At 67.5% G+C, this 24,228-nt stretch carries 28 protein-coding genes; 5 read left to right on the top strand and 23 right to left on the bottom strand.

The window, feature by feature from the left end; genetic code table 11:
• Positions 1 to 674 precede the first annotated feature (674 nt).
• The 16 genes from P696_RS0127800 to P696_RS0127725 form a co-directional block, all read right to left on the bottom strand.
• Entirely contained in the window at positions 675 to 1,031 is a 357-nt protein-coding gene (locus P696_RS0127800; protein ID WP_026414887.1) for a hypothetical protein, read from the bottom strand.
• 129 nt (positions 1,032 to 1,160) lie between these two features.
• A complete protein-coding gene (locus P696_RS0127795) occupies positions 1,161 to 1,778 on the bottom strand; it encodes a phospholipid scramblase-related protein (RefSeq protein WP_026414886.1) in 618 nt (205 codons plus the stop codon).
• A gap of 184 nt (positions 1,779 to 1,962) precedes the next feature.
• On the bottom strand, positions 1,963 to 3,588 hold the full coding sequence (groL, locus tag P696_RS0127790) for a chaperonin GroEL (RefSeq protein WP_026414885.1): 1,626 nt from the start codon (positions 3,586 to 3,588) through the stop codon (positions 1,963 to 1,965).
• A 175-nt stretch (positions 3,589 to 3,763) separates the two neighbouring features.
• Positions 3,764 to 5,353, bottom strand: a complete 1,590-nt coding sequence (locus tag P696_RS48580; protein ID WP_064744131.1) for a tyrosine-type recombinase/integrase — start codon at positions 5,351 to 5,353, stop codon at positions 3,764 to 3,766.
• Positions 5,353 to 5,544 (bottom strand): helix-turn-helix transcriptional regulator, encoded by a 192-nt coding sequence (locus P696_RS0127780; protein WP_026414884.1) that lies wholly within the window; start codon positions 5,542 to 5,544, stop codon positions 5,353 to 5,355. The genes P696_RS48580 and P696_RS0127780 overlap by 1 nt, the downstream gene beginning before the upstream one ends.
• Complete coding sequence (locus P696_RS0127775; protein WP_245627838.1) at positions 5,544 to 7,235, bottom strand: replication initiator; 1,692 nt, start codon at positions 7,233 to 7,235, stop codon at positions 5,544 to 5,546. The genes P696_RS0127780 and P696_RS0127775 overlap by 1 nt, the downstream gene beginning before the upstream one ends.
• Positions 7,232 to 7,438 (bottom strand): hypothetical protein, encoded by a 207-nt coding sequence (locus P696_RS0127770; RefSeq protein WP_026414882.1) that lies wholly within the window; start codon positions 7,436 to 7,438, stop codon positions 7,232 to 7,234. The genes P696_RS0127775 and P696_RS0127770 overlap by 4 nt, the downstream gene beginning before the upstream one ends.
• Entirely contained in the window at positions 7,435 to 8,928 is a 1,494-nt protein-coding gene (locus tag P696_RS48575) for an FtsK/SpoIIIE domain-containing protein (protein WP_245627837.1), read from the bottom strand. Before P696_RS48575 ends, P696_RS0127770 begins: the two co-directional genes overlap by 4 nt.
• Before the next feature lie 125 nt (positions 8,929 to 9,053).
• Positions 9,054 to 9,332 carry a hypothetical protein gene (locus P696_RS0127760; protein WP_026414881.1) on the bottom strand — a complete coding sequence of 93 codons (279 nt, stop codon included), beginning with the start codon at positions 9,330 to 9,332 and terminating at the stop codon, positions 9,054 to 9,056.
• Positions 9,329 to 9,619 carry a hypothetical protein gene (locus P696_RS0127755; protein ID WP_157429958.1) on the bottom strand — a complete coding sequence of 97 codons (291 nt, stop codon included), beginning with the start codon at positions 9,617 to 9,619 and terminating at the stop codon, positions 9,329 to 9,331. Before P696_RS0127755 ends, P696_RS0127760 begins: the two co-directional genes overlap by 4 nt.
• Positions 9,616 to 9,903 (bottom strand): hypothetical protein, encoded by a 288-nt coding sequence (locus P696_RS0127750; RefSeq protein WP_026414879.1) that lies wholly within the window; start codon positions 9,901 to 9,903, stop codon positions 9,616 to 9,618. Before P696_RS0127750 ends, P696_RS0127755 begins: the two co-directional genes overlap by 4 nt.
• Entirely contained in the window at positions 9,903 to 10,346 is a 444-nt protein-coding gene (locus P696_RS0127745; RefSeq protein ID WP_026414878.1) for a hypothetical protein, read from the bottom strand. Before P696_RS0127745 ends, P696_RS0127750 begins: the two co-directional genes overlap by 1 nt.
• Before the next feature lie 140 nt (positions 10,347 to 10,486).
• Positions 10,487 to 11,218, bottom strand: coding sequence for a GntR family transcriptional regulator (locus P696_RS0127740; RefSeq protein WP_051468250.1), 732 nt, complete (start codon positions 11,216 to 11,218; stop codon positions 10,487 to 10,489).
• A gap of 123 nt (positions 11,219 to 11,341) precedes the next feature.
• Positions 11,342 to 11,635 (bottom strand): hypothetical protein, encoded by a 294-nt coding sequence (locus P696_RS0127735; protein WP_157429957.1) that lies wholly within the window; start codon positions 11,633 to 11,635, stop codon positions 11,342 to 11,344.
• 113 nt (positions 11,636 to 11,748) lie between these two features.
• A complete protein-coding gene (locus P696_RS0127730; protein ID WP_157429956.1) occupies positions 11,749 to 12,123 on the bottom strand; it encodes a hypothetical protein in 375 nt (124 codons plus the stop codon).
• 375 nt (positions 12,124 to 12,498) lie between these two features.
• A complete protein-coding gene (locus P696_RS0127725; RefSeq protein WP_157429955.1) occupies positions 12,499 to 12,855 on the bottom strand; it encodes a hypothetical protein in 357 nt (118 codons plus the stop codon).
• Positions 12,856 to 13,395: 540 nt separating this feature from the next.
• Here P696_RS0127725 and P696_RS0127720 point away from each other — a divergent pair.
• The 3 genes from P696_RS0127720 to P696_RS0127710 are packed head-to-tail and all read left to right on the top strand — an operon-like array spanning position 13,396 to position 15,928.
• Positions 13,396 to 14,175 (top strand): aminotransferase class IV family protein, encoded by a 780-nt coding sequence (locus tag P696_RS0127720; RefSeq protein ID WP_026414873.1) that lies wholly within the window; start codon positions 13,396 to 13,398, stop codon positions 14,173 to 14,175.
• A gap of 33 nt (positions 14,176 to 14,208) precedes the next feature.
• Positions 14,209 to 15,195 carry an SUMF1/EgtB/PvdO family nonheme iron enzyme gene (locus tag P696_RS0127715; protein WP_157429954.1) on the top strand — a complete coding sequence of 329 codons (987 nt, stop codon included), beginning with the start codon at positions 14,209 to 14,211 and terminating at the stop codon, positions 15,193 to 15,195.
• A gap of 40 nt (positions 15,196 to 15,235) precedes the next feature.
• Positions 15,236 to 15,928, top strand: coding sequence for a creatininase family protein (locus P696_RS0127710; protein WP_084338260.1), 693 nt, complete (start codon positions 15,236 to 15,238; stop codon positions 15,926 to 15,928).
• A 112-nt stretch (positions 15,929 to 16,040) separates the two neighbouring features.
• Here the strand turns inward: P696_RS0127710 and P696_RS0127705 are convergent, their stop codons facing one another.
• From P696_RS0127705 to P696_RS0127695, 4 genes are all read right to left on the bottom strand, one after another.
• Positions 16,041 to 16,700 carry an HAD family hydrolase gene (locus tag P696_RS0127705; protein ID WP_026414870.1) on the bottom strand — a complete coding sequence of 220 codons (660 nt, stop codon included), beginning with the start codon at positions 16,698 to 16,700 and terminating at the stop codon, positions 16,041 to 16,043.
• A 108-nt stretch (positions 16,701 to 16,808) separates the two neighbouring features.
• The gene (locus tag P696_RS56270; RefSeq protein ID WP_157429953.1) at positions 16,809 to 18,095 is read right to left on the bottom strand and encodes a hypothetical protein; all 1,287 of its coding nucleotides are present in this window, start codon (positions 18,093 to 18,095) and stop codon (positions 16,809 to 16,811) included.
• Between the two features lie 442 nt (positions 18,096 to 18,537).
• Positions 18,538 to 18,771 carry a hypothetical protein gene (locus tag P696_RS0127700; RefSeq protein ID WP_026414869.1) on the bottom strand — a complete coding sequence of 78 codons (234 nt, stop codon included), beginning with the start codon at positions 18,769 to 18,771 and terminating at the stop codon, positions 18,538 to 18,540.
• A 363-nt stretch (positions 18,772 to 19,134) separates the two neighbouring features.
• Positions 19,135 to 19,470 carry a DUF7677 family protein gene (locus P696_RS0127695; RefSeq protein ID WP_026414868.1) on the bottom strand — a complete coding sequence of 112 codons (336 nt, stop codon included), beginning with the start codon at positions 19,468 to 19,470 and terminating at the stop codon, positions 19,135 to 19,137.
• A 537-nt stretch (positions 19,471 to 20,007) separates the two neighbouring features.
• Here P696_RS0127695 and P696_RS0127690 point away from each other — a divergent pair.
• Together P696_RS0127690 and glsA are read left to right on the top strand one after the other, a co-directional pair.
• Positions 20,008 to 20,268: a hypothetical protein gene (locus tag P696_RS0127690; RefSeq protein ID WP_026414867.1), complete on the top strand. Its 261-nt coding sequence runs from the start codon at positions 20,008 to 20,010 to the stop codon at positions 20,266 to 20,268.
• Between the two features lie 642 nt (positions 20,269 to 20,910).
• Entirely contained in the window at positions 20,911 to 22,815 is a 1,905-nt protein-coding gene (glsA, locus tag P696_RS48570; protein WP_084338238.1) for a glutaminase A, read from the top strand.
• 33 nt (positions 22,816 to 22,848) lie between these two features.
• Here glsA and P696_RS0127680 read toward each other — a convergent pair whose 3' ends face one another.
• The 3 genes from P696_RS0127680 to P696_RS0127670 all read right to left on the bottom strand — a co-directional run bounded on the left by P696_RS0127680 (position 22,849) and on the right by P696_RS0127670 (position 24,228).
• A complete protein-coding gene (locus P696_RS0127680; protein WP_026414866.1) occupies positions 22,849 to 23,049 on the bottom strand; it encodes a cold-shock protein in 201 nt (66 codons plus the stop codon).
• Between the two features lie 183 nt (positions 23,050 to 23,232).
• Entirely contained in the window at positions 23,233 to 23,856 is a 624-nt protein-coding gene (locus tag P696_RS0127675; RefSeq protein ID WP_157429952.1) for a nucleotidyltransferase domain-containing protein, read from the bottom strand.
• Between the two features lie 90 nt (positions 23,857 to 23,946).
• Complete coding sequence (locus P696_RS0127670) at positions 23,947 to 24,228, bottom strand: MoaD/ThiS family protein (protein ID WP_026414864.1); 282 nt, start codon at positions 24,226 to 24,228, stop codon at positions 23,947 to 23,949.

Here is a 24,228-nt window from a genome sequence, read left to right as displayed (position 1 = left end):
AACAATTCGAAGACTGTTTGCCTCAAAGAAATCCCCACCCCGAACCACAAGGGTTCAGAGCATGGGGTGATCAGACACGTTGGCCTGATCTATAAAGGCACTGGCTTTTAACACGCTGTTGAGTTCTCAAGAAACGGACACCCACGCGCTCCGTCCGCGTTTTCCGCGGCTTTCGCTCCGTGGCGACTCGCTTACTTTATCAGTTCCGTCCGGCTTGTCAATTCCCGGCCGATTCTGATTCCGCAGTTCCCGCCCGCTTTCGCGGCCGTTCCCTGCAGCACTTCTATTTCACCAGATCCGCGCCGATTCGCAAAATCGAACTTTTCCGGTGCACCATCCGACGGCGGGCACGGCGAAGCCGCTACCGCTTGGTGTCAGGTGGTTTCCCCCCGGGCCGGCCGCCGTTCGACGTCCCGCAACCCCGTGGGGCGAAGAGAACAGTATGCCCAGGGGGCCCCTGCGTCAAACCGGCTGGCGGAGCTTTCTCCGGCGCGTCACCGGGGAGCCCCTGCGGCGGCCGCTTGTGCGTCCACTACCTGGGCTTATGCGTTGAGAAGTGCGGGCATCCCGGCCCGTCGGAAGCTTCGATGGTGATCAGGATCGGCGTATTCCGAGACGGGTTTCCGGTGGGGGGCGGGGCGTCCGGAGGGGCGAGGGCCGCGCGGTGCCGGTGGTCAGTGCTTCGTCAGGAAGCCGCCGACGAACATGACGGCCTCGGCGAACACCCAGAAGCCGATCGCGATCGTCAGGTTGCGGTCCAGGAGGGCGGGTCGTCGCCGGACGTTCGGGAGGAGCCACGACAGGAGGCCGATCCCGGCGGCGACGAAGGCGGGCGGGGCGGAGAGCCAGACGTAGCGGAGGACCGCGTCGCCGCAGTCGGCGTCGTGGGCGGCCCCGGTGCCGCAGAACGCGTCGTCGCTCCAGCCGCCGAACGCGGAGAACCCCCAGAGCGCGGCCAGGACGCAGTTGGCGATGGTCGGTATGGCCGGTGACAGCCACCGGCTGTTCGACCGTTCTGGCACGACCTGCACAAGCGGAACGTACCCGCTGCCGCGTCCGGAGGGAACCCCGCGCGTGCCGTCTCGGGCCACACCATCGGGGACTGCTCCCCCGGCGGTTGCCCGGGCCCGGCTCGGCGCCGGACGGACGTCAGTCGGCGGTCAGACGAGTTCCTTGGACTCGTAGGCCATCATGTCCAGCACGATCGCCGTGACGACGACCAGGACGCGGAGGGCCTCGGACACCTCCTCGGTGAGCTCGATCGCGTAGCGGTCGGCCGTCGTGAACAGCTCGGCGCGCAGTCCCGCCCACTTCTTGTTGATGCCGGCGAACCTGCGGCGCTCGTTGTCGGTGACGGGGAAGCTGCGCAGTCGCAGGTCCCCGACGGCCTGGGCCAGCTCGTTCTCGTCGGCGTCGAGGAGGAAGTACTGGCGGCGGGTGGAGTTGGCGCGGACGGTCCCGATGCGGTCTCCGCGCATCACGGCCTCGCCCTCTTCGCCGGGGACGGCCAGGTGGACGTGGGTGTTCCAGGCGTCCACCTTGTCGATGACGAACCGGGGGACCTCCTCGGCGTCCGTGAGGACGAGGGTGGCGTGGGTGCTCCGGACGGTCTGCGGGAGGGCCGCGCGGACCGCCTCGCGGCGGCTTCGGACCTGCTGGTCGGTGACGTAGGCGAGCAGGGTGCCCTGGTCGTCCACCACGTCGTACCGCGTCTGGGTCTGCACGACCTTGCGCGGCTGTTCGACCCGCATGCTGGGGAGATTGAAGAGATCGGTCACGCCGCGATCCTGTCAAGGCGGGCGCTGACAAGGAACCCCGGTGAACCGGGATCCAGCCGTCCGGCCAGGTCATCGAGCCGGAGACGGAACCTCGGAAAGCCGGAAGGGGCGGCCCCGTCGAACGGGACCGCCCCTCCTGCGTTCAGGCTTCAGCAGTGCCTGAGCCCGGACTTCCGAGGTCGGATCAGAAGTCCATGCCGCCGTCGCCGCCCGGCATGGCCGGGGCCGGGTTCTTCTCCGGCTTCTCGGCGATGACGGCCTCGGTGGTGAGGAACAGCGCCGCGATGGACGCCGCGTTCTGCAGAGCGGAACGCGTCACCTTGGCCGGGTCGAGAATGCCGGCGTCGAACATGTTGACGTACTCGCCGGTCGCGGCGTTGAGGCCCTCACCCGGGGTCAGGTTGCGGACCTTCTCCACCACGACGCCGCCCTCGAGACCGGCGTTGACCGCGATCTGCTTGAGCGGCTCCTCCAGCGCACGCCGGACGATGTTGGCGCCGGTGGCCTCGTCGCCGGGCAGCTCGAGCTTGTCGAACGCCTTGGTGCCGGCCTGGAGCAGCGCCACGCCACCGCCGGGGACGATGCCCTCCTCGACGGCCGCCTTCGCGTTGCGAACGGCGTCCTCGATGCGGTGCTTGCGCTCCTTCAGCTCGACCTCGGTCGCCGCGCCGGCCTTGATGACGGCGACGCCGCCGGCCAGCTTGGCGAGGCGCTCCTGGAGCTTCTCGCGGTCGTAGTCGGAGTCGGTGCGCTCGATCTCGGTGCGGATCTCGTTGACCCGGCCCGCGATCTCGTTGGCGTCACCGGCGCCGTCCACGATCGTGGTCTCGTCCTTGGCCACCACGACCTTGCGGGCGCGGCCCAGCATGTCGAGGCTGGTGTTCTCCAGCTTGAGGCCGACGTCCTCGGAGATCACCTGGCCGCCGGTCAGGATGGCGATGTCGCCGAGCATCGCCTTGCGGCGGTCGCCGAAGCCCGGGGCCTTGACGGCGACGGACTTGAAGATCCCGCGGATCTTGTTGACGACCAGGGTGGCCAGGGCCTCGCCCTCGACGTCCTCGGCGATGATCAGCAGCGGCTTGCCGGACTGCATGACGCCCTCGAGGACGGGCAGCAGGTCCTTGTTGGCCGACGCCTTGCCCTGAACGATCAGGATGTACGGGTCGTCGAGGACCGCTTCCATCCGCTCGGGGTCGGTGACGAAGTACGGCGAGATGTAGCCCTTGTCGAAGCGCATACCCTCGGTGAGCTCGAGCTCGAGCCCGAAGGTGTTGCTCTCCTCGACGGTGATGACACCTTCCTTGCCGACCTTGTCCATCGCCTCGGCGATCATCTCGCCGATCTGGGTGTCACCCGCGGAGATGGAGGCCGTGGAGGCGATCTGCTCCTTGGTCTCGACGTCCTTGGCCAGCTTGGAGAGCTCCTCGCTGACCCGCTCGACGGCCGCCTCGATGCCCCGCTTGAGGGACATCGGGTTGGCGCCGGCGGCGACGTTGCGCAGACCCTCGCGGACGAGGGCCTGGGCGAGGACGGTCGCGGTGGTGGTGCCGTCACCCGCGACGTCGTCGGTCTTCTTGGCTACTTCCTTGACGAGCTCGGCGCCGATCTTCTCCCAGGCGTCCTCGAGCTCGATCTCCTTGGCGATGGACACACCGTCGTTGGTGATCGTGGGGGCGCCCCACTTCTTCTCCAGCACGACGTTGCGGCCCTTGGGACCAAGGGTCACCTTCACGGCATCAGCGAGCTGGTTCATGCCGCGCTCGAGGCCGCGCCGGGCCTCCTCGTCGAACGCGATCATCTTTGCAGCCATAGGCTCCAAGTCCTCCCGGAACAGGGTGGCCATAGACGGATCGAGCCGATGCCCGCGACGGACGACCCCTGCCGACGACTGCCATTCCGCCGCCGAACGAGGGGCCTCATCGCCCCGACCCAGACTGTGGAGCTGTCACTCTCCACAGCAGAGTGCCAACATTTGGTTTAGCACTCTACCCCCTCGAGTGCAAGCGTCCGAACACGTCCGGCGGATTGGTCCGGGTGATCTCGGCATCCGGCCTCTCATCAGCGGAACCTTCGTCCTCGCTGGTCCGCGCCGGGTGCGACCGTGCCCCACGGTGCCCCATCGTCTGTCGGTAGTCCCGGAACGATCGCGGAACGCGGACGCTGGGAGGGCGGGGCGTGGGGATGGCTTGTTCCGCGTGTTCCGCGCTGGGGGCGTCCGGGGACCCGAGCGCCGCTTCGATGCGCCGGTTCACCTCGGCTTCTCTCCCCTCGATGCAGTGAGCGTACGTCCTCAGCAGCATCTCGACCGAGTGACCGGCCCGCTCCGCGACCTCTGCCGGGTCGATCCCGCTGCTCAGCCACAACGACAGGCAGGCGTGGCGCAGGTCGTACGGCCGGGAGGCCAGCGGCCCGTCAAGCTGCTGGGCCGGGAGCACTTTGGCCCGCGCCCGCTTCCACACCGCTTCGTAGCTCGCCGGGGCGAGTCGGTTGCCCCGGCCACTGCGGAACAGCCGACCGTCTTCGGCGACCCCGAACCGGGCGATGTGCCGAAGCAGGAGCACGACCAGTTCGGGCGGAATGGGCACCGGGCGTGTCACGCCATCGGCCCGATGTTTGAGAGTGCGCTCCTCGTGAAGCTCGCCGCTGTCCGTCCAGGCACGGCCCGGCGCAGGACTTGAGCCGACGAGGAGGAGTCTCCCCCAACCTTTTGCCGGAAGTTCGCAGTCGGCACGGCGCAGGTTCACCACCTCGGACGGGCGCATCCCCGCGAAGTAGAGGCAGGCGAAGAAGGTCCCGAGGTGCTCCCCGACCCGAGGAGCGGCGACCGGAACCGCGTCGAGGAGCATCCGGACCTGAGCAGGGTTGGGCACCGAACGAGGGTCAACGACCGTTGTGTGCTCCGGACGCTTCCAGCGCAGCCCTTCCAGCGGGTTGCGGTCGAAGATCTCCCGCTCAACGGCATAGTCCAGACAAGACCGGAGGACCGAGTACCGCCTTCGTATGGTGGAAGGCTTTGCCTCCCGTCCATCGAGGCAGCACGTCAGGGCCTTCGTGGCTGCCCGTAGCCTGTCGGAATCCCCGACCATCGCGAGCGGGACGGATTTCTGCTCCACCCATGCAAGCGCGCTCGCGATCTCGTCCGGGGGCGTCCTGGTCTTCATCCTGGTCACGTTGAACGCCCACGCGGCCAAGGCCCTATGCAGGATGGACGGGTCCGGAGCGCCTTTCTGATCCTTCACGAGAGCCGCCGTGGCAACGGCCAAACAGTCGGCGATCGTCGAGCGCGTCTTTCCCGGACTCCCTTTCCAGCGCATCGCGACGAACTTGCGAGCGTGCTCGTACCAGGTTCCCGAGGTCAGGGCCTTCAGCTTCGATTCTGGGAGGCCGGTTTCGGTGTCGAATGCCTCACCACGCCGCGCAGCCTGCATCAGGTCCGAGCGGAAACTGTCGGCGAGCGCCCGAGTGATGAACCATTCGGACTTCTCTTCGTTCTCCACCACCCAGCGCACGCCGTACGGTCGCCGCCGGTTCTTCACGACCTTGATGGCCCAGAACCGGACCTTGAACGACATCATCAGGCAGCGTCCTCAATGAGGACATCCAGCCAGGCCCGGACGTCCTGACGGCGGAACCGGAGCTGACCGTTGGGAAGCCTCAGCGAGCGCGGGCCTTTGCCGAGCTGACGCCAGCGGTAGAACGTATTCCTCGACACCCCGCCCAGTTCGGCGAGGAGCTGTTCCAGAGTCATCAGATCCGTCTCAGACATCACGCCGCCTCCTCTGTTGCCGGAAGTTCTGTGGTCGCTTGTGCGAGCTGTTCGCGTCGCTTTATGCGCTCGTTGATCAGCAGCAGGAGCCGATGTTCCGGGGATCTGACGTCGGGGTCTGCGGGTCCTGCGCGTTCCCAGGCGTAGCCGGGTCCGGTGTCGGTGTTGGTTGGGGTGATTCCGGCTTCGGCGAGGCGGGCGAGGACCCATGCCTTCCGGTCGGCCTTGTGGTCGGCGAGGGTTTTGCCGGACCATTTGCGGGAGACCAGGACGCGGCGTCCGCCGTAGCCGAGGTGTTCGCGCTTGTGGGCTTTGCCCTTGCAGAACCCCGGGACCATCCCCGTGCGGGGGTTCTTGGGTTGGACGCCGTAGCGGAGCCAGTTGGAGCAGGTTGGCGAGCACGGCTCATACCGCAGCGCTTCCGCCAGGCGCTCGACGTGTGCCTTCTGCAGGGTGGTCTCGGGCTCGTGGCAGTCCGCGACGCTCTTGACGAGGTACTTGGTCAGGTAGCCGATGCAGCGCCGCGCGTCCGGGGTGTCGGCCAGGACTCCCTGTGCGTCGACCTGGCGCCCGAAGCGGACCACGTGCAGGGGTTCGGCGTCGTCGTCCGGGCCGATCCGGTCCAGGGCCTCATCCCAGGTGGGCAGTGCCGCACCCGTGTCGGGGTCGAGGTAGCCTCCCTGCCCGTCGTCTCCGGCCACCTCATCCCAGACCGGAAGCCGCTCATCGGGGTAGACGACGTGATCGGTGGAAGGCCACCACACCTGGTGATACGTCGCGGCCACGACCTGACGCAGTTCCCGGCGGGAGATGGTCCCGCGGATCGCCATGTGCAGGTGCGGGGCGAGTCGGCGTTGGGGTTCGACGGCGGCGAAGTATTGGACGTCGTAGCCGACGAACCGGCGCAGGTTCTGCACGAACCGATCGACCAGCTTCCCGAAGTGGATCGCATCGCGTGCCGCCCGCCGGTAGTCGTAGCCGTCGGGGGCGACCGGTGTTCCGTCGGAGTGCACGCGTCCGTAGGAGTCGAGGGTGAGGGTGAGGAAGATCGACGGCCGGAACGTCTTCCCGCCCGGCGCGGTGAAGGTCCTGCCGACCGTCCGAGCGTCCACGGGACGGCGGGGAAGGTCCGGGGCGTCCTGACGCCGCCGAGTGGACCGGGTGCGCCGCTGGGGCTGGTCCCCGGTTTTGAGCGTGCCTCGGACTCCGGCGCGTTCGATCTCGACATCGAGTTCGCTCAAGAGCCCGTCCCAGAACTCGACGGGCTCCCCATGCGCCAGGCCCTCGGCCTCGGCCCGGTCGCGTTCAGCCTGCGCTTGGGCCCGCAACTCCATCAGGTTCCGCTGCTGCTCGGCGGGGTCCTCGCGGAGGATTTCGGGTTCGGTGTCGAGGTGCCAGCCCTGGGAGCACTGGACGGCCCGGAGCGTGCGCTTGCGCTCGGCACAGGGCGGGCAGACCGAGGCGAGGGTGTGCCCGCACGGGACGTAGACGACCTTGGAGTCTCCGGTGTGGAGATCGACCCGCCGCATCGGGACCGGCCGGATGCACACCCCGTGTTCCAGGGCGACGGCCTTGACCAGGTCCCGCGCGAGCGGCGGGAGCACTTTCACCGGCCCAGTCTGCGGGGCCGACTCGGGGGCCGTCTGCGGGGCCGGGGCGTCGGGTGCGTCGAGGGTGGGTTGAAACGTCATGAGGGATCACCTCCCGTGGTGGGGTCGGCGGGGCGGAGTTCGGACAGTCGGCCATGAGCGAGGAGGACCAGGACCAGGCCGCCGCAGTGCTCGCAGGTGACCCGGTCGCCGTCCCGGTCGGGTCGATAGGCCAGCCAGGACGGGTTCAGGCGGGCGCAGGTCGGGCAGCGGAGCGGATCCAGCCAGTGACGCGGGGTGTTCACGCCGCCCCCAAGGTGGGGCCGTAGGTGTCGTCGTCGGTGTCGTCCGTGTCATGGTCGGTGTAGGCGACCATGGCGCTGATGTCGTCGTCGGAGACGTAGGCAGCGCGGACGCGGACCGGGTCGGGGACGGTTTCCAGGCGGACGAACCCGCCCCCTGCGCCGATCTGCGGAATGGGTGAGATCTGGTCGGCGTAGGCCCCGCGGTCACGGGCACCGTCGCCAAGGATCATGTCGACCTGTTCGGACTCGTCCAGGCGGAGCGCGATGCGGTCGGGGAACAGATTGCGGAGGTTGTTCACCTCCTTGCGCGCGTCCTGCTGCGCGCCCAGGACGCAGTACCCAACCGACCGCCCCTGAGAGGTCAGCACGGCCAGGGCAGCCTCAGCTCTTTTGCGCAGGTCACGGTCCGGGCAGTAGGCGGTGAGGAACGCCAGCTCATCCACGATGATCAGCCGGAACGGGTGCGCGGTGGTGGGCGTAAATGACCGGGTGACACCACCGAACTCCTCGGCCCGCCGGTTCATGTCCTCAGCCGCGGCCTCCAGGAGCTCGACCATGCCGCCTTTGGGGTCGTCGGAGTACCGGCCGTACCGCTCGAACAACCCCCGCCCGAACGACAGCTCCATGCGCTTGGGGTCGACGGCCCAGATCTCCACCAGGCCCGCGACCATGAGCGGGAGCAGGGCCCGCACCGTGCTCCAGATGATGGAGCCCTTGCCGGATCCGGTGGCCCCGGCGACCAGGACGTGAGTCCCCTGGACCCGCAGCCGCCAGGGGGAACCGTCCTCACACCGCCCGATCACCAGTCCGCTCAGGTTCACGTCCGCGGCGGCGGGGATCGGGAGGGCAGGGAGGGGGGTGGCGAGGACGTCTTTGCGGACGAACTCCAACCAGACCCGCCCCGGACGTCCACCGTGACGAACCCGAGCCAGCGACACCCCGAACCCATGCGCGAGATTCGGCGTCGCCCGCTCCCACACGTCCGGGGCCTGCCCCTTGAGCATCTGGACCAGGACCCGATCCGACGCCGGACCGCACCGAACTCGCTTGATCGACGGGAGGTACTCACGGCCCTTGTGGGTTCGAGACAGCCCCGCCATGACGATCACCGGTTGCCAGTCCCGCCGGTAGACCCGGACGTACCGCCACTTCGCACGAGCCGGGTAGCCCACCCACCGCAAGAACCCGGGCCGATCGAGCACGGCCCACCCGCCGAGACCGGCCCCCGCGACGAGCACCAGGACGACGGGCAGAACCCAGCCAACCCGATACCCCAGCCACCCGAGCCCAGCCAGCACCGACAGCGGGACGGCGTTGCGGACGGCGAACACCGTCAGACGGACAAGGAACCGGACCAGATTGACCAGCAGCACCAGGCCCTCGGGCATGTGCCAGACCGGCGGCGCCCACTTCGGCCCGGCGAACGGGTCGGTCGAGGCTTCCACGGCGACGTTCTCGCCCGGACCGAGCTTGCGGAACTCCCATGCCATGATGAAGATCCCCCTTCAGGATTCGTGGACTTTGCGCAGGTGGAGGAAGCGAGCGAGGGGGAAGGGGCGGCGGGAAGGTTGCAGCTTCACGCCGCCCCGCCCTCAACTCACGCGAACTCGCGACTTCAGATGACCTGGGTGAACGCGCCCGGGATCGGCGGCGGCCACGGGACCATGACCGGCACGATCAGCACCGGACGGGCACCGACCTCCGTGGCAGCCTCAGCCGACTGCGCGGCGATCGCGCAGGGTTCGCAGGAGGCCCGGCCGCAGTGACGACCGATGGTGTGCCCCCAGCGCACCGCCCGCCGCGTCTCGGCCCACTCGGCCAGAACCACGAGCCCGGCGACCACGCCCACGGCCATCAGCACCAGGCCCACCAGGACCAGCACCAGGCCGTTCACGCCGCCCCCTTCGAGCAGTCCCGGCCGGAGGTGTCGGCCGCGGAGTTCTCCGGGTTGGCGAGCCGTTCGACTTCGGCCAGGTAGACCGCCACCGCCTCGGCCAGCGCGCGAGCGTTGGCCACATCGACCGGCCCACACAGCCGCCTGTGCGCAGCCGTGATCGTGAAGCCGAAGCGGATCCCGTCGATCGTCAGGATCGGTGCGCAGTCGGGGTAGGTGCAGCAGTCGATCCGGGCGTCTTCGTCCAGGTGCATCGACATGGACCCGAAGGACTTCGCCTCCATCACGCAGCCCGCCCCTTCTCAACAGCCCCGCCCCGACCACCGGACCGGAAGGCCCGCTCGACCTCGGTCGCGTAGGCGCGGGCCTGCTCGGCCAGCCGCCGGGCGAACTCCACATCCTCCGCGCGCAGCCGTTCGGGGAGCGTGAGCGTGACCAGAGTCCGCCCGGCCACGATCGAGAACAGCGGCGTCCGCGCACGGAACCCCTTGAACTCACACGTCGCGTTCGCGTCCACCGGCAGCGCCAACGCCGCCATCCGGCCGGTCATCCCGGTCCCCCGCGCCCCCATCAGGCCGCGTCCTTGGTCTGCGCCGTGGCCTGAGTCGCCGGGCGGGACCTGCCCGTACCAGCCGCACCACCCGGGGCACCGCCGGGAGACCGGACGCCACGCGCCCGGAACGAGTAGGCGATCCGCGGACGCTTCCCCGAGTCGTCCACGTACGGCGTGACCGTCAGCCCCTCGAACTCGCACGGCCGGAACGGCCCGAACACCGCCTCCGGCACCACCGGGCACACCTGCGCCGAGATCTTCACCTTGATCGCCGAGTTCTTGTGATTCGCGTCCGGGTCGGCGTCGTACACATCCACCACCCAGACCGGGAGACCGTTCTCCTTGTCGACCTCCTGCCGCTTGGTCTCGAAGTTCTCCAGCGGCTCAGCCGCCCCCGTCGCGAACACCCCGTGCGGGAACACCGCACCGAAGTCCACCTGGATCCGTCCCAGCACTGCCATGGCCACCTCCGTGTGACTAGCTCTGACGAGCTTCCTTCCGATCGACAACTCGTCCTATCGAGTTGCCGATTTAGAAGTTACCCCTCACGCAGAGTGATCACGCGGATATCAGGTCGACTTATCGTGTGACGTGCATCACATCAGAGTGGGAAGGAGTCGGTCAGCTCGTGCAGCGATCCCGGAAGCGCCAGGTCAACGACCAGGACGCCCCGCCCAGACGCATCCCGGATCACGCCCGAGATCGCGAGAATCGGTTCGTCGGCCCCGAGTTCCAAGGCGTTGACCTCCTGCTCGGTCGCACGGCGCGCCGACAGCCGTTCATCGATGCGGACCAAGCGCTCATCATGTGCCGAGGTCAGCAGCTCCCGAACCGGAACCGTCAGCGGCCCGTTCACCTCAAGACCTGCCGCCCGTGCAACGTCCGCAGGCAGCCACAGCGAGACCAGCTCACTCGGAATCTGGTCGTAGGTGCCGACGTAGCGGCGGAGAAACGCCGGTGCCCCTTCAGCCAACCCCAGCAGCTCAGCCACCGGCGCTGGTGCCGGACGCCGACCGATCTCAAGCACCTTGACCGTCTCGGTCGTCTCGTGCCGGTCGAGCACCGCCAGCCCCGGGCGACTCCGATCCAGGTCATCGGAGGCAGGCAGAGCCTTGACGAAGGTTCCGCGCCCGTGGACGCGCTCGACTTCCCCGCGGAGCTGCATGTCGTTCAACGCCCGGACCACCGTCGGGCGGGACGTGGCGAACTCCTTCATCAGCTGCGATTCGGACGGGAGCTTGTCCCCGACCTGATAGGTCCCGTCCGTGATCCGTCGCTGCAAGCTCTGGATGATCTGCTGGTACTTCGGGAGGTACTGCCAGTCATCCGACACTTGGATCCGCCTAGTTCTCGACAACACGAGTAGTCAGAGCGTACCCAGCGGGTATTCGCTCCGTCACGCTTCTGCCCGGCTGCCGAACATGATCCATCCGGCGCGACCAACGGACGCCGCGATTTAGGTGTAGCTGTCCCCGAACTCGCCCATGGCCTCGCGGAACTCGGGCGAGCGGACGTGGTCGAGCATGTCGACCAGGTCTTGGAGTCCTGAGGCGTCGATCCAGATCCGAAGTCCGTCGACACGGGCCCCGTGGTTGAGCAGGGTCACCCACATCGTCACCCCGGCGTGGCCGGACATGCGGTGCGGCTGGATGTCGTGGATCCAGCCCGCAGACACCGGCGACGAGGCCAAGGCAGCGCGCACCCGCCGCGCGAACTCCTGCCCGGCGGCCTCGCTGTCACCCTCAAGCATCCAGTCCACCATCGCGGCGTCCCGTCGAGCCGCGGTTGCCTCTGAACGCCGACGTGCACGACGGGCCGCCCACCGGGTCAGCCACCGAGCCAGCCGCGCGCGAGCCTCTTCGCTCATCGGCCGTCTCCCGCCGAGTCGTGTCCCGTGGCCGGGACGTCGTCGTTGTCCAGTCGGTCCAGGGCGTTCTTGGCGTGGCTCAGCAGGACGTGAGACCCGCTGAGGGTGTCTCCGCAGGAGCTGAGGTTGTTGATGGCATCGTCCAAGACGCGCAACGTCGCCTGTCCCGTGCCGCCGTCACGCGGAACCGCGTGGTACGTGGCCTGCAACTCCTTCTCGATCTCCCACAGCACGTCGAGAAGCTGATCGAAAGTCTCCGCGAGCAGATCCAGCAGGAACCCCGTCTCGTCCAGCGGGCGTGGGGCCCAGGACGCCGATCGGAGTTTGGCGACCGAGTCGGTCACGGCCTCGGCCAGCGGCAACGCAGACACGTCCGGTCCTGCGGGTTCAGCGATGGGCGCGGCCACCAGGCGGCTAAGGGCGGGACGGCCGGACAGGCCCACGCCCTCCCGCGTTCGGCCAAGGCCACCGGTCCGCTTGCTCCACTGCATCACGCAACTCCCGAGGATTGATCGCTTCCACCAGCCGCAAGCCCGGACGCGCCCACACCAGCGCCCACCACGAACCCGTGTGCACGCCGTACCAGGCGGACAACACGCACCCGAACTCCGACTGAATCGCCCGCATCACCAGTCGTGCATCCACCACGGCCGGAAGGTCCGACCGGCCCAACCCGCCCCGAGTGGCCGGATGCCCTGCGGGCCGAACGGCAGCCGGGTCGGTGCGCTGTGGGTGGTCGCTGCACATCACGACACCGGCGCGTCAGCGAACGGCACCGCCAACACACGCGCGATCGCGTCCGCCGCCCGCTTCGGCTCGTCCACCGGACACAGCGGCTCCAGATCCGGCGGCTCGTTGCGTGCAGGGGCCGCCCACGCCCACCACCACCAGAGCCCGACGTGGTCCCCGTTCGGACGGCACCACACCTCCTGATTCAGCCCCGGCGACATCAACGCACCCAACCTGTCGTCCGAAGCCGGATCACCAGCCGGGTTCCGCACCCACACCGCCCCATGACTCAGGACCCGGGCCGTCAGACCCCGCGCCTCCAACTCGGCGACCAAGGCACGCGCAGCCGGAGCCCACGCCGCCACCTCATCCACCCTCAGAATCGACTCACTCATCACGAACCCCTTCGCAGTGGAAGCGGGGCCGATGCCGGGATTCCATCACCAGGCAGAGACGGTGGGCTCGCGCCTCGGGGGAAGGCAGATCGCGAGCTTTCTCCGATCTCATGCCGTCAGCATCGGCCCCGCAGCTCATCACGTGCTCAGGCACAGCGCGGGTAAGCGGGACCGGCGACGTCCCTTGTGGATCCTTCTGCACCCCACCGCCGCCGGTCCCGCGGTTCATCACGCCGCTCTTGCCGAGCGCTCCGCGCGGCATTCCCTGCACGCCACACGTTGACGGTCGGGAGCGGGCCCCAGGCCAGGCCGACGAGTGAGGAGGTCAGGGCGGGCCGAAACCCACTTCCAACCACGCCCCCGGCAGCCATTGCACCGTTCGGACTCACACTGATCCGTCATGCCTCCAAGGCTTCTAGTTGATCAGTGGTCCTCCCCATGTCCTGCTACTGCTCTCGCACTGAACTTTCACTGCACTGGAGGCTGCAAAACAGACATCTCTACTGTCAGACTGAAGGCATGGCCGAACTGAATGGCGTTCCAGTGACCCCCGATGAGCTGAAGGCGTTGGCCCTGGTCAACTACGGACATTTCACGTCCATGCGGGTGGAAGATCAACAAATTCGCGGACTTTCGCACCACATTGAACGGTTGGTCCGTGACTGCCGGGTGCTCTTCTCAGCGGAATTGGACCGCGACCGGGTTCGCGAGTACATCCGTCAGGTGGTAGTCGGTCGCGAGGGCGCGTTCGTCGTTCGCGCTACCGTCTTCGACCCCGCACTTGAGCTCGGCCGTCCGGCGGCATCCGCGGAACCCAGCGTCCTGGTCACGTCCCGGTCCTGCGGATCGCTCCCGTCTCCTCCGATGCGCGTGCAGACAGCCCGCTACGTGCGTGACCTGCCCGAGGTGAAGCACATCGGCCTGTTCGGCGCACTCTGGCACCGCCGCAGCGCCCAGCTCGACGGGTTCGATGACTGCGCCTTCACCGACACAGACTCGTTCCTCTCCGAGGGAGTGACCTGGAACATCGGCTTTTTCGACGGCAGCCGTGTGATCTGGCCCAACGCCGATGTCCTACCCGGTGTGACGATGCGCCTGCTTCAGCAGGTGCACGAAGAGAGCACGCTCGGCCCGGTCAACCTCTCGGACCTGCCACGCATGGAAGCAGCATTCGCGACGAACACCACCATCGGCGTTCGCGCCATCACCGCGATCGACGACATCGAATTTCCGGCCGAACATCCCATCTTCGATACCCTCCGGAAGGAGTACGCAGAGATCCCCGCCGAATCCCTCTAGTGCCCCGTCCGCACCCCACGGAGCATCCTGCTGATGAAGATCACGATCCAGAACTGGACCGGCCGGGAAGCGCGCGCCCTTCGCGAGGCCCGGCGCATGAGCATTCGCGAGTTCGCCGCGAAACTCGGCATGAGCGAGCGAATCATCTCGAAGTGGGAAAAGCGTGGCGAAGACATTCGCCCAAAACCCGTCACCCAGCAGACCTTGGATCTCTTCCTGGCGGCTGCCACGGCAGAGGAGCAGGCAAGGTTCGCCGAGATGATCGGGTACACGTCATCCGAACACTCCCCCCAGGAGGCGAGCTTGAACGCCGACGCGGCACCAGGCTCCGAGAACGATCCCGACATCCCCGTCGGGGATGAGCACCAGGTCCGCCGTCCCGTCGACGGCAAGCTGATGACCCTGGTCGAGTCCGGCGTGTACTTCTCCGGCCCCGAGAACGAGCCCGTCTACCTCCCCGCGTTCTACATCGACGTGTTTCCGACCACGAACGCCGACTACGCACGCTTCGTAGCCGCCACGGACGCCAAGCCACCGCAGCACTGGGAGAACGGCGAACCGTCCCCGGAGTATCTGAACCACCCGGTCGTGTTCGTGACGTGGTACGACGCCAGCGCCTACGTCCAGTGGTGCGCCAAGAGCCTCCCCACCAGCCAGCAATGGGAGAAGGCCGCCCGAGGAGCCCGCGGAGACATCTACCCCTGGGGCAACCAGCGGACCCCCGCCAAGGTCAACTGCCGCGAACACGGCATCCGGAACACGACCCCGGTCGACTGCTACGCCAGCGGCGTCAGCCCCTACGGCGTCTACGACATGTGCGGCAACACCTGGGAGTGGTGCTCCACCCCAACAACACCAGGACGGCACGAGCTGAAGGGCAGCGCCTTCACAAGCCCCTTCCTGCGCTGCACCCCGTCCGAGTTCAACGACGCCTCAGCCGACATGCTCGACGACGACACCGGCTTCCGCTGCGTCACCCCAGCCGAAACAATGCGCGCCCTCCTCAATGTGAAGGGCTGAGGTCCCCGATTCGATCTGTGGGGTTCTTGTGAGACACCTGTTGCCCACTGCCACGACCGCCGACGAACGCGAGCTGAACGCCAGCGTCGCGATTCTCCCGGCAGGCAGCTTTGAGCAACATGGCCCCTTCCTCCCCCTGGTCACAGACACAGTTGTCGCCTGCGCTATCTCCCGCGAGATCGCCGACACCTACCCCGTCCGTCTGCTGCCGCCGATCACGATCTCCTGTTCCCAGGAGCACAGCGCGTGGCCCGGAACGGCCAGCATCTCCGCCCGAACCCTGTACTCGGTCATCAGCGACATCTACGACTCGGTGACGCGCTCTGGCCCGTCCGCACTCGTGCTCATCAACGGCCACGGCGGCAACTACGTCCTCGGCAACGCCGTCCAAGAGGCGAACGCCGAAGGCCGCCGGATGGCTCTGTTCCCCCAGCCCGCCGACTGGGAAGAGGCCCGCGCAGCCGGGCACCTGGTCACCACCAACCACGAAGACATGCACGCCGGAGAGATCGAAACCTCGATCCTGCTGCACGTCAACCCCGAACTCGTCCACGACGGCTACCGGACCGCCGACCACCTCGCCGACGACCGCCGCCACCTCCACACCACCGGAATGCAGGCATACACCGAGACCGGCGTCATCGGCCGACCATCCCTCGGCACCGCCGAAAAGGGCAAGGCCGTCCTGGACACCTTCGTCCGCAACTTCGCCACCGTCCTCAACCTGCTCTGAGTCAGCGAGAAGCGGGACGACGCCACCGGTTTCCGCTGCGTCTCCCAAACCAAGACCGTGCGCGCCCTACTCAACGTGAAGCGCTGATTCGCAGGTCGAGCGATCAGGCAGGTCAGTTCGTTGCAGCGTTGAACTCAGCGACCCGGCCCGGAAGCTCGGCCAGCGAATCAATCCGCATCGTCGCGATGCGATCGGCTTCCGGATCGTCCTGCTGAATGATCCCCCAAGGCCCCCGCCGGATCAGCGCCGTCAACAACCCCACCTCAGCAGCCGGACGAATGTCGTTATCCAGCCGGTCACCCACATACAAGATCTCGTCAACCTCACACGGCGCAGCGTCCACCACACACCGAAAGAACCCCGTGTCCGGCTTGAACACACCCCAGTCATCCGACGTAGCGATCAGATCCGACGGCAGATCCAACGACCGCAGGATCCCCCCAGCCCGAACCGTCTGATTCCCCGCAATCCCCACCCACAGCCCGTCATCCCGCAGCTTCGCCAACGACGGCCGCACATCCGGATAGAGATCAGCCTCCCCAAACCTCTCCGGCTTCCCCGCCACAGCCCGGCTCTCCCGCTCCTCAGACAGATCGAAGCCCGGCGCGAACACCTGGAACGTCTCCCGATAGTCCAACCCACGAGCGATGACCGCCCCGAACATCGCCGAGAACGTATGACGCGGCACCCCCAACCAGTCAGCCCACGTCCCATACTCGGTCGTCTCGTTCACCAGGCACTCGCCAACATCAAACACCACAGCGCGAATCATGCAACCAGCCTATGGGGGAGCTGCGCTGCTCTTGCCGACACGACAAGCGCTGAGGACAGGACGACGGGGGAAGGTCTCGATACTCGCGCAGTATCTTGGCGGGAATTATCAGGTCGATCCTTCGGGGTGATTGAGTCCCCCATCTCCACCGCCGAGGGAAGCTTCGAATTCCTCTAGTGATAGGTCAATACCTCGGGAGGTCAAGTGCCCTACGCGCGTGACGAAGACATTGCCACCATTCTCTTCGACGTCCGAGTAGATAAATCCGTGCAACGAGGTCACTGTAGGCGAGGCGGCTTCTTCTCGAGCTTCATCAGTTGGGTCCGGTCCAAGGCGTGCAAATTCGCTCAAGATTCTCGGAAGGGTTGCGCCCATCGCATGGACCGAGGTGAAATTCCACATGACCTGCTCGATGAATCTATCGGAGAACTCTAGGTCATGTCCCAGCAGATTCGTTCGAAGATGCAAATTTCCTTCCTTCCTATAGATTTCAATGTCCGGGCCGCCATCTGCGGACTGTCGAGTTTCGAGGAAACCAAGATCCACGAAGCGACCAACTATCAATTCACCTTCCGCCAGAGCAAGACGAAATGGCATAGGAAGCGCCGTGGCATAGGGATTAAAGCGAAACGGGCCGGGGTTCTCGACTGCATTCGAAATGAATGACAGCTGAGGATGTGCCCAGTTCGCGGGATCCACGCTTACCTCCTGGAGCACCTCGTTGGGGTCCAGGCCTCCCGGCCATAGGGCCAAGATGAGGTCACGTTCACCAAGATCAAGCAAGGCGGCTCCGACAGGGCTACGTTGCGCAGCTTCGATGCATTGCTGAAGTGCTGCAATTTCTGGCTGAGGTTCCGCCACTTCGACCGACAGGTACTTCATTCCATCGCTCGAAGTGACGATTCCGTCGGTTAGATAATCCGCTGCCTGGAGCGCGCGAATTTCCTGCCTCCTATGCCTTCCTCTTGGCGGTCCTGCAGGGGGCTTGCGATTCTTGCACTCCAGTATTGATATCGCCGAGGGGCCTACGGCGATGATATCCCCCACTGAGATCAAGTGAGTTAGGTCGGCGACTATCGGAATCAAATTCCCATCGGCAACCTCTGTCGCAACGTCGAGAACATAATCGAAATCCTGTCCCTGGGAAGTCAGGGAAGGTGGCCGTCGCCGCCCACGCGCCAGCTCTCTAATGGAGTGGCGTTCCAGCGACTTCCAGGCAATGGCATCGCCCATTAGTCTAAGCAGGTGCCGATGCCAGTCATTATCCTCGTTCCTATCAGCCTCGGCCGATCGAATTTCTGCTGCGAGCGCTCGCTGTAAATCGATCACATCGGAAGGGGTGGTGATATCGTCGAACCTTGCCAAAAGTTCTGCACGAGTTTGTTCAAGTGACATATTGGAATGTTGTCATACTTGAGCGAGGAGCCGCCACTTCTTATGAGTACTTGCAGCGGCCTGAACTCTGGGGTGCGTCATCGAACGACGGCGACTGGAAGGCAGGGACTGAGTCGGATATCTCGATACGCCGAGGAATGATGAGAAGCTGATCTCGCGCTTCGGGGCAAGCAGCCTCTTGCCGAATTTGGCCATTTGTGATCAAGGGCGGCGGTGCTCGCGCCGTTGGCGCGGCCCGCCGCCAGCGCGGCCGGAGCGTGCGGCGTGGGCGCCGGTCACCGGCCCCGCGCGCCCGGCCGCGCATCGGCGACGGCCCGGCACTGTCGCCCGGCCAACGGTCGTCCGTCAGGGCGCACCGCCGCCCCGCGGATCTCGGTCGCAGGCCGCCGGCCAACGGGCAGGCCCGCCCTTCGGGTGCCTACGGCATTGGCAGGCCGCCCGCTTACGTCGTCGGGTGCGTGCTCCATTTGCCGAGCTGGGCGAGGGTCCGTTCGCAGGCGATCCGGACGGCGAGCACGAGCACCAGGCCGACACCGAGGAGAACGGGAGCGGCGAGCCACATGGCCGCACCGATCCATGACGCCAGCGCCCACAACCACAGCAGGCTGAAGACCTCACCGAATGCGACGAAGGTGAGCGTGCCGAGGTAGACCCAGCGGACCAGGTACGGCGTCACCTGGTGTTCAAACCGGGTGTCGAGCAGCGCCGCAACGAGCGATTGCCGAGATCGGTGGGTGTCAGGAACGCGGGGTGCCATCGCTACAGGTGATCGAAAGCGAGGGCCGCAGTCAATCAGCGACACAGCGTGGCGGTCGGTACGAGTCGGCGCGGCAGGCCGGTAGAACGAGCGCGAACCAAGGGGCTTCGCAGCCCCCTGGACCCCCGCGGGCCGGAGTGCTCGTCCGCGCGCATCTGTCTGTCGCAGCAACGCGCCGTTCGCGCGGACGAGCACTCCGGACAGGGTGCGTCTGTGCGGTGGTCGCAGGGTCCCGCTCAACTCCGGTTGGAGAGAACGGCGGATACGTGTGCGGCGTGGGGGTCAGGACGGGTCTGGCAGGTCCTCATCTGGCCCGAAGGGGCCGACGAGGCGTGTCTCCCATGGCTCGAAGGGGGGATCGACCACGTAGGACGGGTCGGACACGCTTCGGATGTACTCGGCCACGCGGTCGTAGGCGAGACCTTCGGTGACGCGACCGTCCTCGTCGATCTCCAGATGGTTCGTGTAGATCGCGAAGACCATCTCCAGCGTCGAGCCGTACTTGACCAGGGCGGGCCGGTAGTCGAAGTCCAGCAGCTCCAGGTCCAAGGTCCCGTTGCCGAGATAGAAGGCGAAGAGCCGCAGGCAGGAGCGGAGGTCCTCCGAGAGCTTGGCCATGCGCGAATCATGTCAGCGCGGAGCAGTCACGGAACGGGCGGGCCTCCGCATGGTCTGGAAGCTCGCCCGTTCGCAGGTCAGGGGGCTAGTCGGGGGTGTCTTGGTCACTCCACCCCCTCGAGTGCAAGCGTCCGAACACGTCCGGCGGATTGGTCCGGCTGATCTCGCCATCCGGGCTCTCATCAGCGGAAGCGTCGTCCTCGCTGGTCGGGGGGCGGGCGCGTCCGTGAGCCGCGGCGTCCAGCGTCCGGGGGTGGGGCCGGGCGGTGCCGGGTCGGGGTGCGTCAGGGGACGGTCGGGGCGCTCGGGCGGGGTTCGGGGTGGGGGTCGGTCGACGCGGACGGCGGGCGTTGCGGGGGTGTGGGTGGGGGCGGGCCTTAACGCCACGTCCGCCTCTGATCACAAGGCCTCGATAGAGCTTTCGTCGGGCCGGTTCAGGCCACCACGGATCCCATGACCGGGCGAGTTCGAGGTGTTATTCAATGTGTATTGGCGCGCCAGATTCCAGAGCAGGCTTCTCAACCGAGGAGACAGGACATGGCAACGTACAAAACGCAAATCCAGTGGGGCAGCCCGGGCGACCCGTGGCACGATGACCACGCGCTCGAGATCACGATCGCGAACCGTAACGCGGTGGTCCCGGGTAACGGCCGTCCGCCGACCGGAACCACGGTGAGCTGGTCCGGCCCGCAGGGCAACGCGACCGTCACGTTCTTCGACGACGGCGCCAGCTTCTCGGGCACCGCCCAGTTCCCCGGTGAGGGTCCGGTCAGCTACCGCGGCCAGGCCACCTCGTAGCTGGAGAACGCGGGCCCGGCGGGGGACGCCTCGCCAGGCCCGCAGTCACCGATCGACGGTCTGACCTCGCCCTTCTTGGTGATGTCCTCGTCCCGGCCGGCGCGCGGCGGACCGGTTGGGCGGGGTGGAGGGGGGCACGGCACAGTTGTTCGGGATTGGGCGATCGCCGCCGTCCCGCATCCGCTCGCACCGCGTATTCGCCACCTGTGATTGAGTATTGGCGGCGTGTCCAACGGCCCACACATAGGTCGATATTTGGCGCATCCTCATCAGGTCACGATGAGTTAATTCTCTCGGCCCTCCAGGCAATATTGATATTGGGAGGGCTGACCTTTTTCCCAGCCGTTAAGCGGCAAATCGAGGTTCCGGGCGTGCGATCGCGCGGTATGGACCGCAAGCCTTTCGCACTGTTCGTGCGGGCGTGCTCGCGGGGACGGGAACGTCTGCTCTGATGAGCTCCAGTTGCAGGAATGCGGATAATGCGAGCAGGCTGACGGCGCTGGCGATGGATCCGCGTGTTGAGGTCGCGGCGCTGCGGAACTCCGCCGCGCGACCCGGACCGTCCGCACGGAGGACGGCGCGGACTGGACGACTTCATCGGATCACCCCCTTGAGCTGCGGCTTCGCCGGGTAGGAGAGGGCGTGGAGGTCGCGTTCCGGGGGGTGGTTGGGGTGGCCGACGCCGGGGACATCACGAGCCCCGTCCAGCAGCTGCTCGACGAGGTCCACGCGCGGATCGGGCAGATCACCGACGGACGCGTCGCGACGTACATCCCGCCGCTCGGGAAGGCCGATCCCTCGCTGTTCGGGCTCGCCCTGGCGACGCGGGACGGGCACGTCTACGAGGCGGGCGACACGGGTGTGCCGTTCACGATCCAGTCGGTGTCCAAGCCGTTCGTGTACGCGCTCGCGCTGCACGACCGCGGGCTGAACACCGTCCTGAGGAAGGTGGGCGTCGAGCCGACCGGCGAGGGGTTCGACGCGATCCGGCTGGAGGCGGGGACGGGCCGTCCGCTGAACCCGATGGTGAACGCGGGCGCGATCGTCGTGGGGTCGCTGGTGGACGGGGGCGACTGGGGACGCCGGTTCCAGCGCATCCTGGACGGCCTGTCCGCGTTCGCCGGGCGTGACCTCAGCATCGACCACGAGGTGCTGGCGTCGGAGGAGCGGACCGGCGACCACAACCGCGCGATCGGGTACCTGCTGCGCAACGCCGGGACGCTCGACGGCAGCGTGGACGAGGCGGTGAAGGTGTACTTCATGGCCTGCTCGACGCTGGTCACGGCGCGGGACCTGGCGGTCATGGCGATGACGCTGTCGTCCGGCGGGGTGAACCCGCTGACCGGCCGCCGGGTCGTCGGGACGGACACGACCGAGCACGTCATGGCGGTGATGGCGACGTCCGGGACCTACGACTTCGCGGGCGAGTGGCTGCTGCGGTCCGGGCTGCCCGCCAAGAGCGGCGTCGCGGGCGGGCTGGTGGCCGTCCTGCCGTCGCAGCTCGGGATCGGCGTGTTCAGCCCGCCACTGGACCGGCGGGGCACGAGCGTCCGGGCGATCGCGGCCTGCCAGGAGTTGTCACTGCGTTTCGGACTTCACCTGATGCGTCCGGTCACCGGGACGATGTCGGCGATCCACCGGTATCTACGCGGGGACGCGGTGTCGTCGCGGCGCAGCCGCCGGTTCGCGGAGCGGGAGATCCTGCGCCTGGGCGGGCGCGCCATCGCCCTCTGCGAGTTGCAGGGAGACCTCGGGTTCGCGTCCACCGACATCGCCGTGCGCGCGATCACCGGCGACCACGACGGCGTCCGCTGGCTGATCCTGGACCTGCACCGGGTCGTGCGCGCCGAGCCGGTCGCGGTGAACCTGCTGGACGCGCTGGTCCGCGAGCTGCGCGAACACGGCGTCACCATGGTCGTCTCCGCCGTGGACGGCCGGTCGCCGCTGGCGTCCGCCGAGGCCGCGTTCGCGTCGCTGGACGAGGCGCTCGAATGGTGCGAGGACGCCCTGGTCGCCGAGACGCTGCTCGCCGAGACCGGACCGGCGGCCGAGGCCGACCGCGCCGAGGCGGTGCCGCTGCCCGAGCAGGACGTCCTGCGTGATCTGCCCGCCGACATGCTGGACGTGCTGACCCCGCTGTTCGCCGAGCGCCGCCTCGCGCCCGGCGAGGTGCTGTTCGACGTCCGGGACGAACCGGACGAGTCGCTCTACTTCGTCATCTCCGGCGGCCTGGTCGCGCAGGTCATGCAGGGCGAACCGGCCGAACCCGTGCAGGTCGCGTCCATGGGTCCGGGCACGGCCGTCACCAAGCTCACGCTGCGGCGCGACGATCCGCGGACGTACCGCATCGTCGCGGACGAGCCCACCGTCTGCCAGGTCCTCACGGGCGCGGCGCTGAAGCGGCTGGAGGCCGACCGTCCGCAGGTCGTGGAGGCGCTGCACTGGGCGATGGCCCGCAGCCTCGCGGCACGACTGCGCCGTGCCGACCAGCTGCTCGCCGCACACGTCGCGTCCGCGCCGCGCTCGGGCACGCCGCCCCGCGACTGACCTAGCTCGTCGGACGAGGAGGGAGTTCGGACGTCAGAGGGCGCGGACGGCCTCCGCCTGGGGCCCGCGGTCGCTCTGGGTGATCTCGAACTCGACCCGCTGGCCCTGCTCCAGGCTGCGGTAGCCGTCCATCTGGATGGCCGAGTAGTGGACGAACACGTCCCGGCCGCCGTCCACCGCGATGAAGCCGTAGCCCTTGTCCGCGTTGAACCACTTGACTGTGCCCTGCGCCATACCCAACCCTGCCGAATCGTCCGCGCCCCGGCGGCCACGGTCCGTCCCGGGCCACGCCCCTGCTATCGCGGACCCGCCGACCACCACCCGTGTCTCCACGACCCGTCAGAAACGGGACGCGGCGGGGTCGACCCGGCGTGATCGGCACCGACCTTATAGGCGGCCCGATTCGGGCGACAGGGCCTAGGAGCGAAGACCGGACGGCCGGAAATGGTCACCGTTGCGCGCGTGCACGAGGGGAAGCACCTCCGCTTCCAGACGGCGGGGGACGCGCTGCCCGTACCGGGTCTCCAACCGGTTCCGCGCCCGGACGTACCTGGTCACGGCCTCCTCCAACGACCTCGGAACGGCCTGCACGCCGAGCGGACGCAGCAGGTGCCCGCTCATCGTCAGCAGCTCGCCGCGCACCCGGTCGTCCATGCCGCGCCTGCGCTTGCTGTCCAGCCACAGGATCCAGTCCCAGAAGTGGGCGTCGATCGCGGACAGCGTGTCCGGCCCGACGCGCCACGGCCCGGCCGGACGGCGCGGGACGTCCCGGAAGAGGAGGTCCACCTTCACCGGCCCGGCGAACACCAGCAGGTAGCTCGCGCACTCGCCGAGCGGATCCCACTGCGCCGCCACGGGGTCGAACGGCCGGACGAGTCCCGGCAGGTCGGCGGCCACCTCCCCGAAGTCGTCCACGGCCACCGCGTAGTCCCAGTCCGAACTCCGCACGGCCGTCCCCCGCGCCCGCGACCCGACCAGTTCCACCCCCCGCACGGCCGGATGGGCGCACAGCACTCCGGCAACATCCTCCGCTATCCCCATGACCATGCCTTTACCCGTGCAATCAACACAAAAAGCCCCCTTCCGTAAAGAAAGAGGGCCTTCTGGGCGCTTCTAGGGCGTCAGCGCCTGTCAACAGCCCCCGGCGACGGCGGGGATGATGGAGACCTGGGTGCCCGCGGGCGTGGGGGTGTCGAGGCCCTCGGCGAAGCGGACGTCCTCGTCGCCGACGTAGACGTTGACGAAGCGGCGGATCCTGCCGTTGTCGTCCAGGATGCGGGCCGAGATGCCGCTGTAGGACGACTCCAGGTCGGCGACCACGGCGCGCAGGGTGCCGCCCTCGGCGTCCACCTCCGACTCACCGCCGGTGTAGGTCCGCAGGATGGTCGGGATGCGTACGGACACGGTGCTCAT

Origin of the sequence: Actinomadura oligospora ATCC 43269 (assembly GCF_000518265.1) — a bacterium.
Classification (GTDB): domain Bacteria; phylum Actinomycetota; class Actinomycetes; order Streptosporangiales; family Streptosporangiaceae; genus Spirillospora; species Spirillospora oligospora.
This window is presented reverse-complemented; position numbering and strand designations above follow the sequence as displayed.

Coding starts and splice junctions, on each gene's coding strand:
- P696_RS0127750 (WP_026414879.1), bottom strand. CDS start 9,903: ATGGGGGCGCGGGGGACCGGGATGACCGGCCGGATGGCGGCGTTGGCG.
- P696_RS0127670 (WP_026414864.1), bottom strand. CDS start 24,228: ATGAGCACCGTGTCCGTACGCATCCCGACCATCCTGCGGACCTACACC.
- P696_RS0127745 (WP_026414878.1), bottom strand. CDS start 10,346: ATGGCAGTGCTGGGACGGATCCAGGTGGACTTCGGTGCGGTGTTCCCG.
- groL (WP_026414885.1), bottom strand. CDS start 3,588: ATGGCTGCAAAGATGATCGCGTTCGACGAGGAGGCCCGGCGCGGCCTC.
- P696_RS0127695 (WP_026414868.1), bottom strand. CDS start 19,470: ATGGCCAAGCTCTCGGAGGACCTCCGCTCCTGCCTGCGGCTCTTCGCC.
- P696_RS0127680 (WP_026414866.1), bottom strand. CDS start 23,049: ATGGCGCAGGGCACAGTCAAGTGGTTCAACGCGGACAAGGGCTACGGC.
- P696_RS0127775 (WP_245627838.1), bottom strand. CDS start 7,235: ATGACGTTTCAACCCACCCTCGACGCACCCGACGCCCCGGCCCCGCAG.
- P696_RS48575 (WP_245627837.1), bottom strand. CDS start 8,928: ATGGCATGGGAGTTCCGCAAGCTCGGTCCGGGCGAGAACGTCGCCGTG.
- P696_RS48580 (WP_064744131.1), bottom strand. CDS start 5,353: ATGATGTCGTTCAAGGTCCGGTTCTGGGCCATCAAGGTCGTGAAGAAC.
- P696_RS0127735 (WP_157429957.1), bottom strand. CDS start 11,635: ATGCTTGAGGGTGACAGCGAGGCCGCCGGGCAGGAGTTCGCGCGGCGG.
- P696_RS0127690 (WP_026414867.1), top strand. CDS start 20,008: ATGGCAACGTACAAAACGCAAATCCAGTGGGGCAGCCCGGGCGACCCG.
- P696_RS0127705 (WP_026414870.1), bottom strand. CDS start 16,700: ATGATTCGCGCTGTGGTGTTTGATGTTGGCGAGTGCCTGGTGAACGAG.
- P696_RS0127675 (WP_157429952.1), bottom strand. CDS start 23,856: ATGGGGATAGCGGAGGATGTTGCCGGAGTGCTGTGCGCCCATCCGGCC.
- P696_RS56270 (WP_157429953.1), bottom strand. CDS start 18,095: ATGTCACTTGAACAAACTCGTGCAGAACTTTTGGCAAGGTTCGACGAT.
- P696_RS0127720 (WP_026414873.1), top strand. CDS start 13,396: ATGGCCGAACTGAATGGCGTTCCAGTGACCCCCGATGAGCTGAAGGCG.
- P696_RS0127715 (WP_157429954.1), top strand. CDS start 14,209: ATGAAGATCACGATCCAGAACTGGACCGGCCGGGAAGCGCGCGCCCTT.
- P696_RS0127780 (WP_026414884.1), bottom strand. CDS start 5,544: ATGTCTGAGACGGATCTGATGACTCTGGAACAGCTCCTCGCCGAACTG.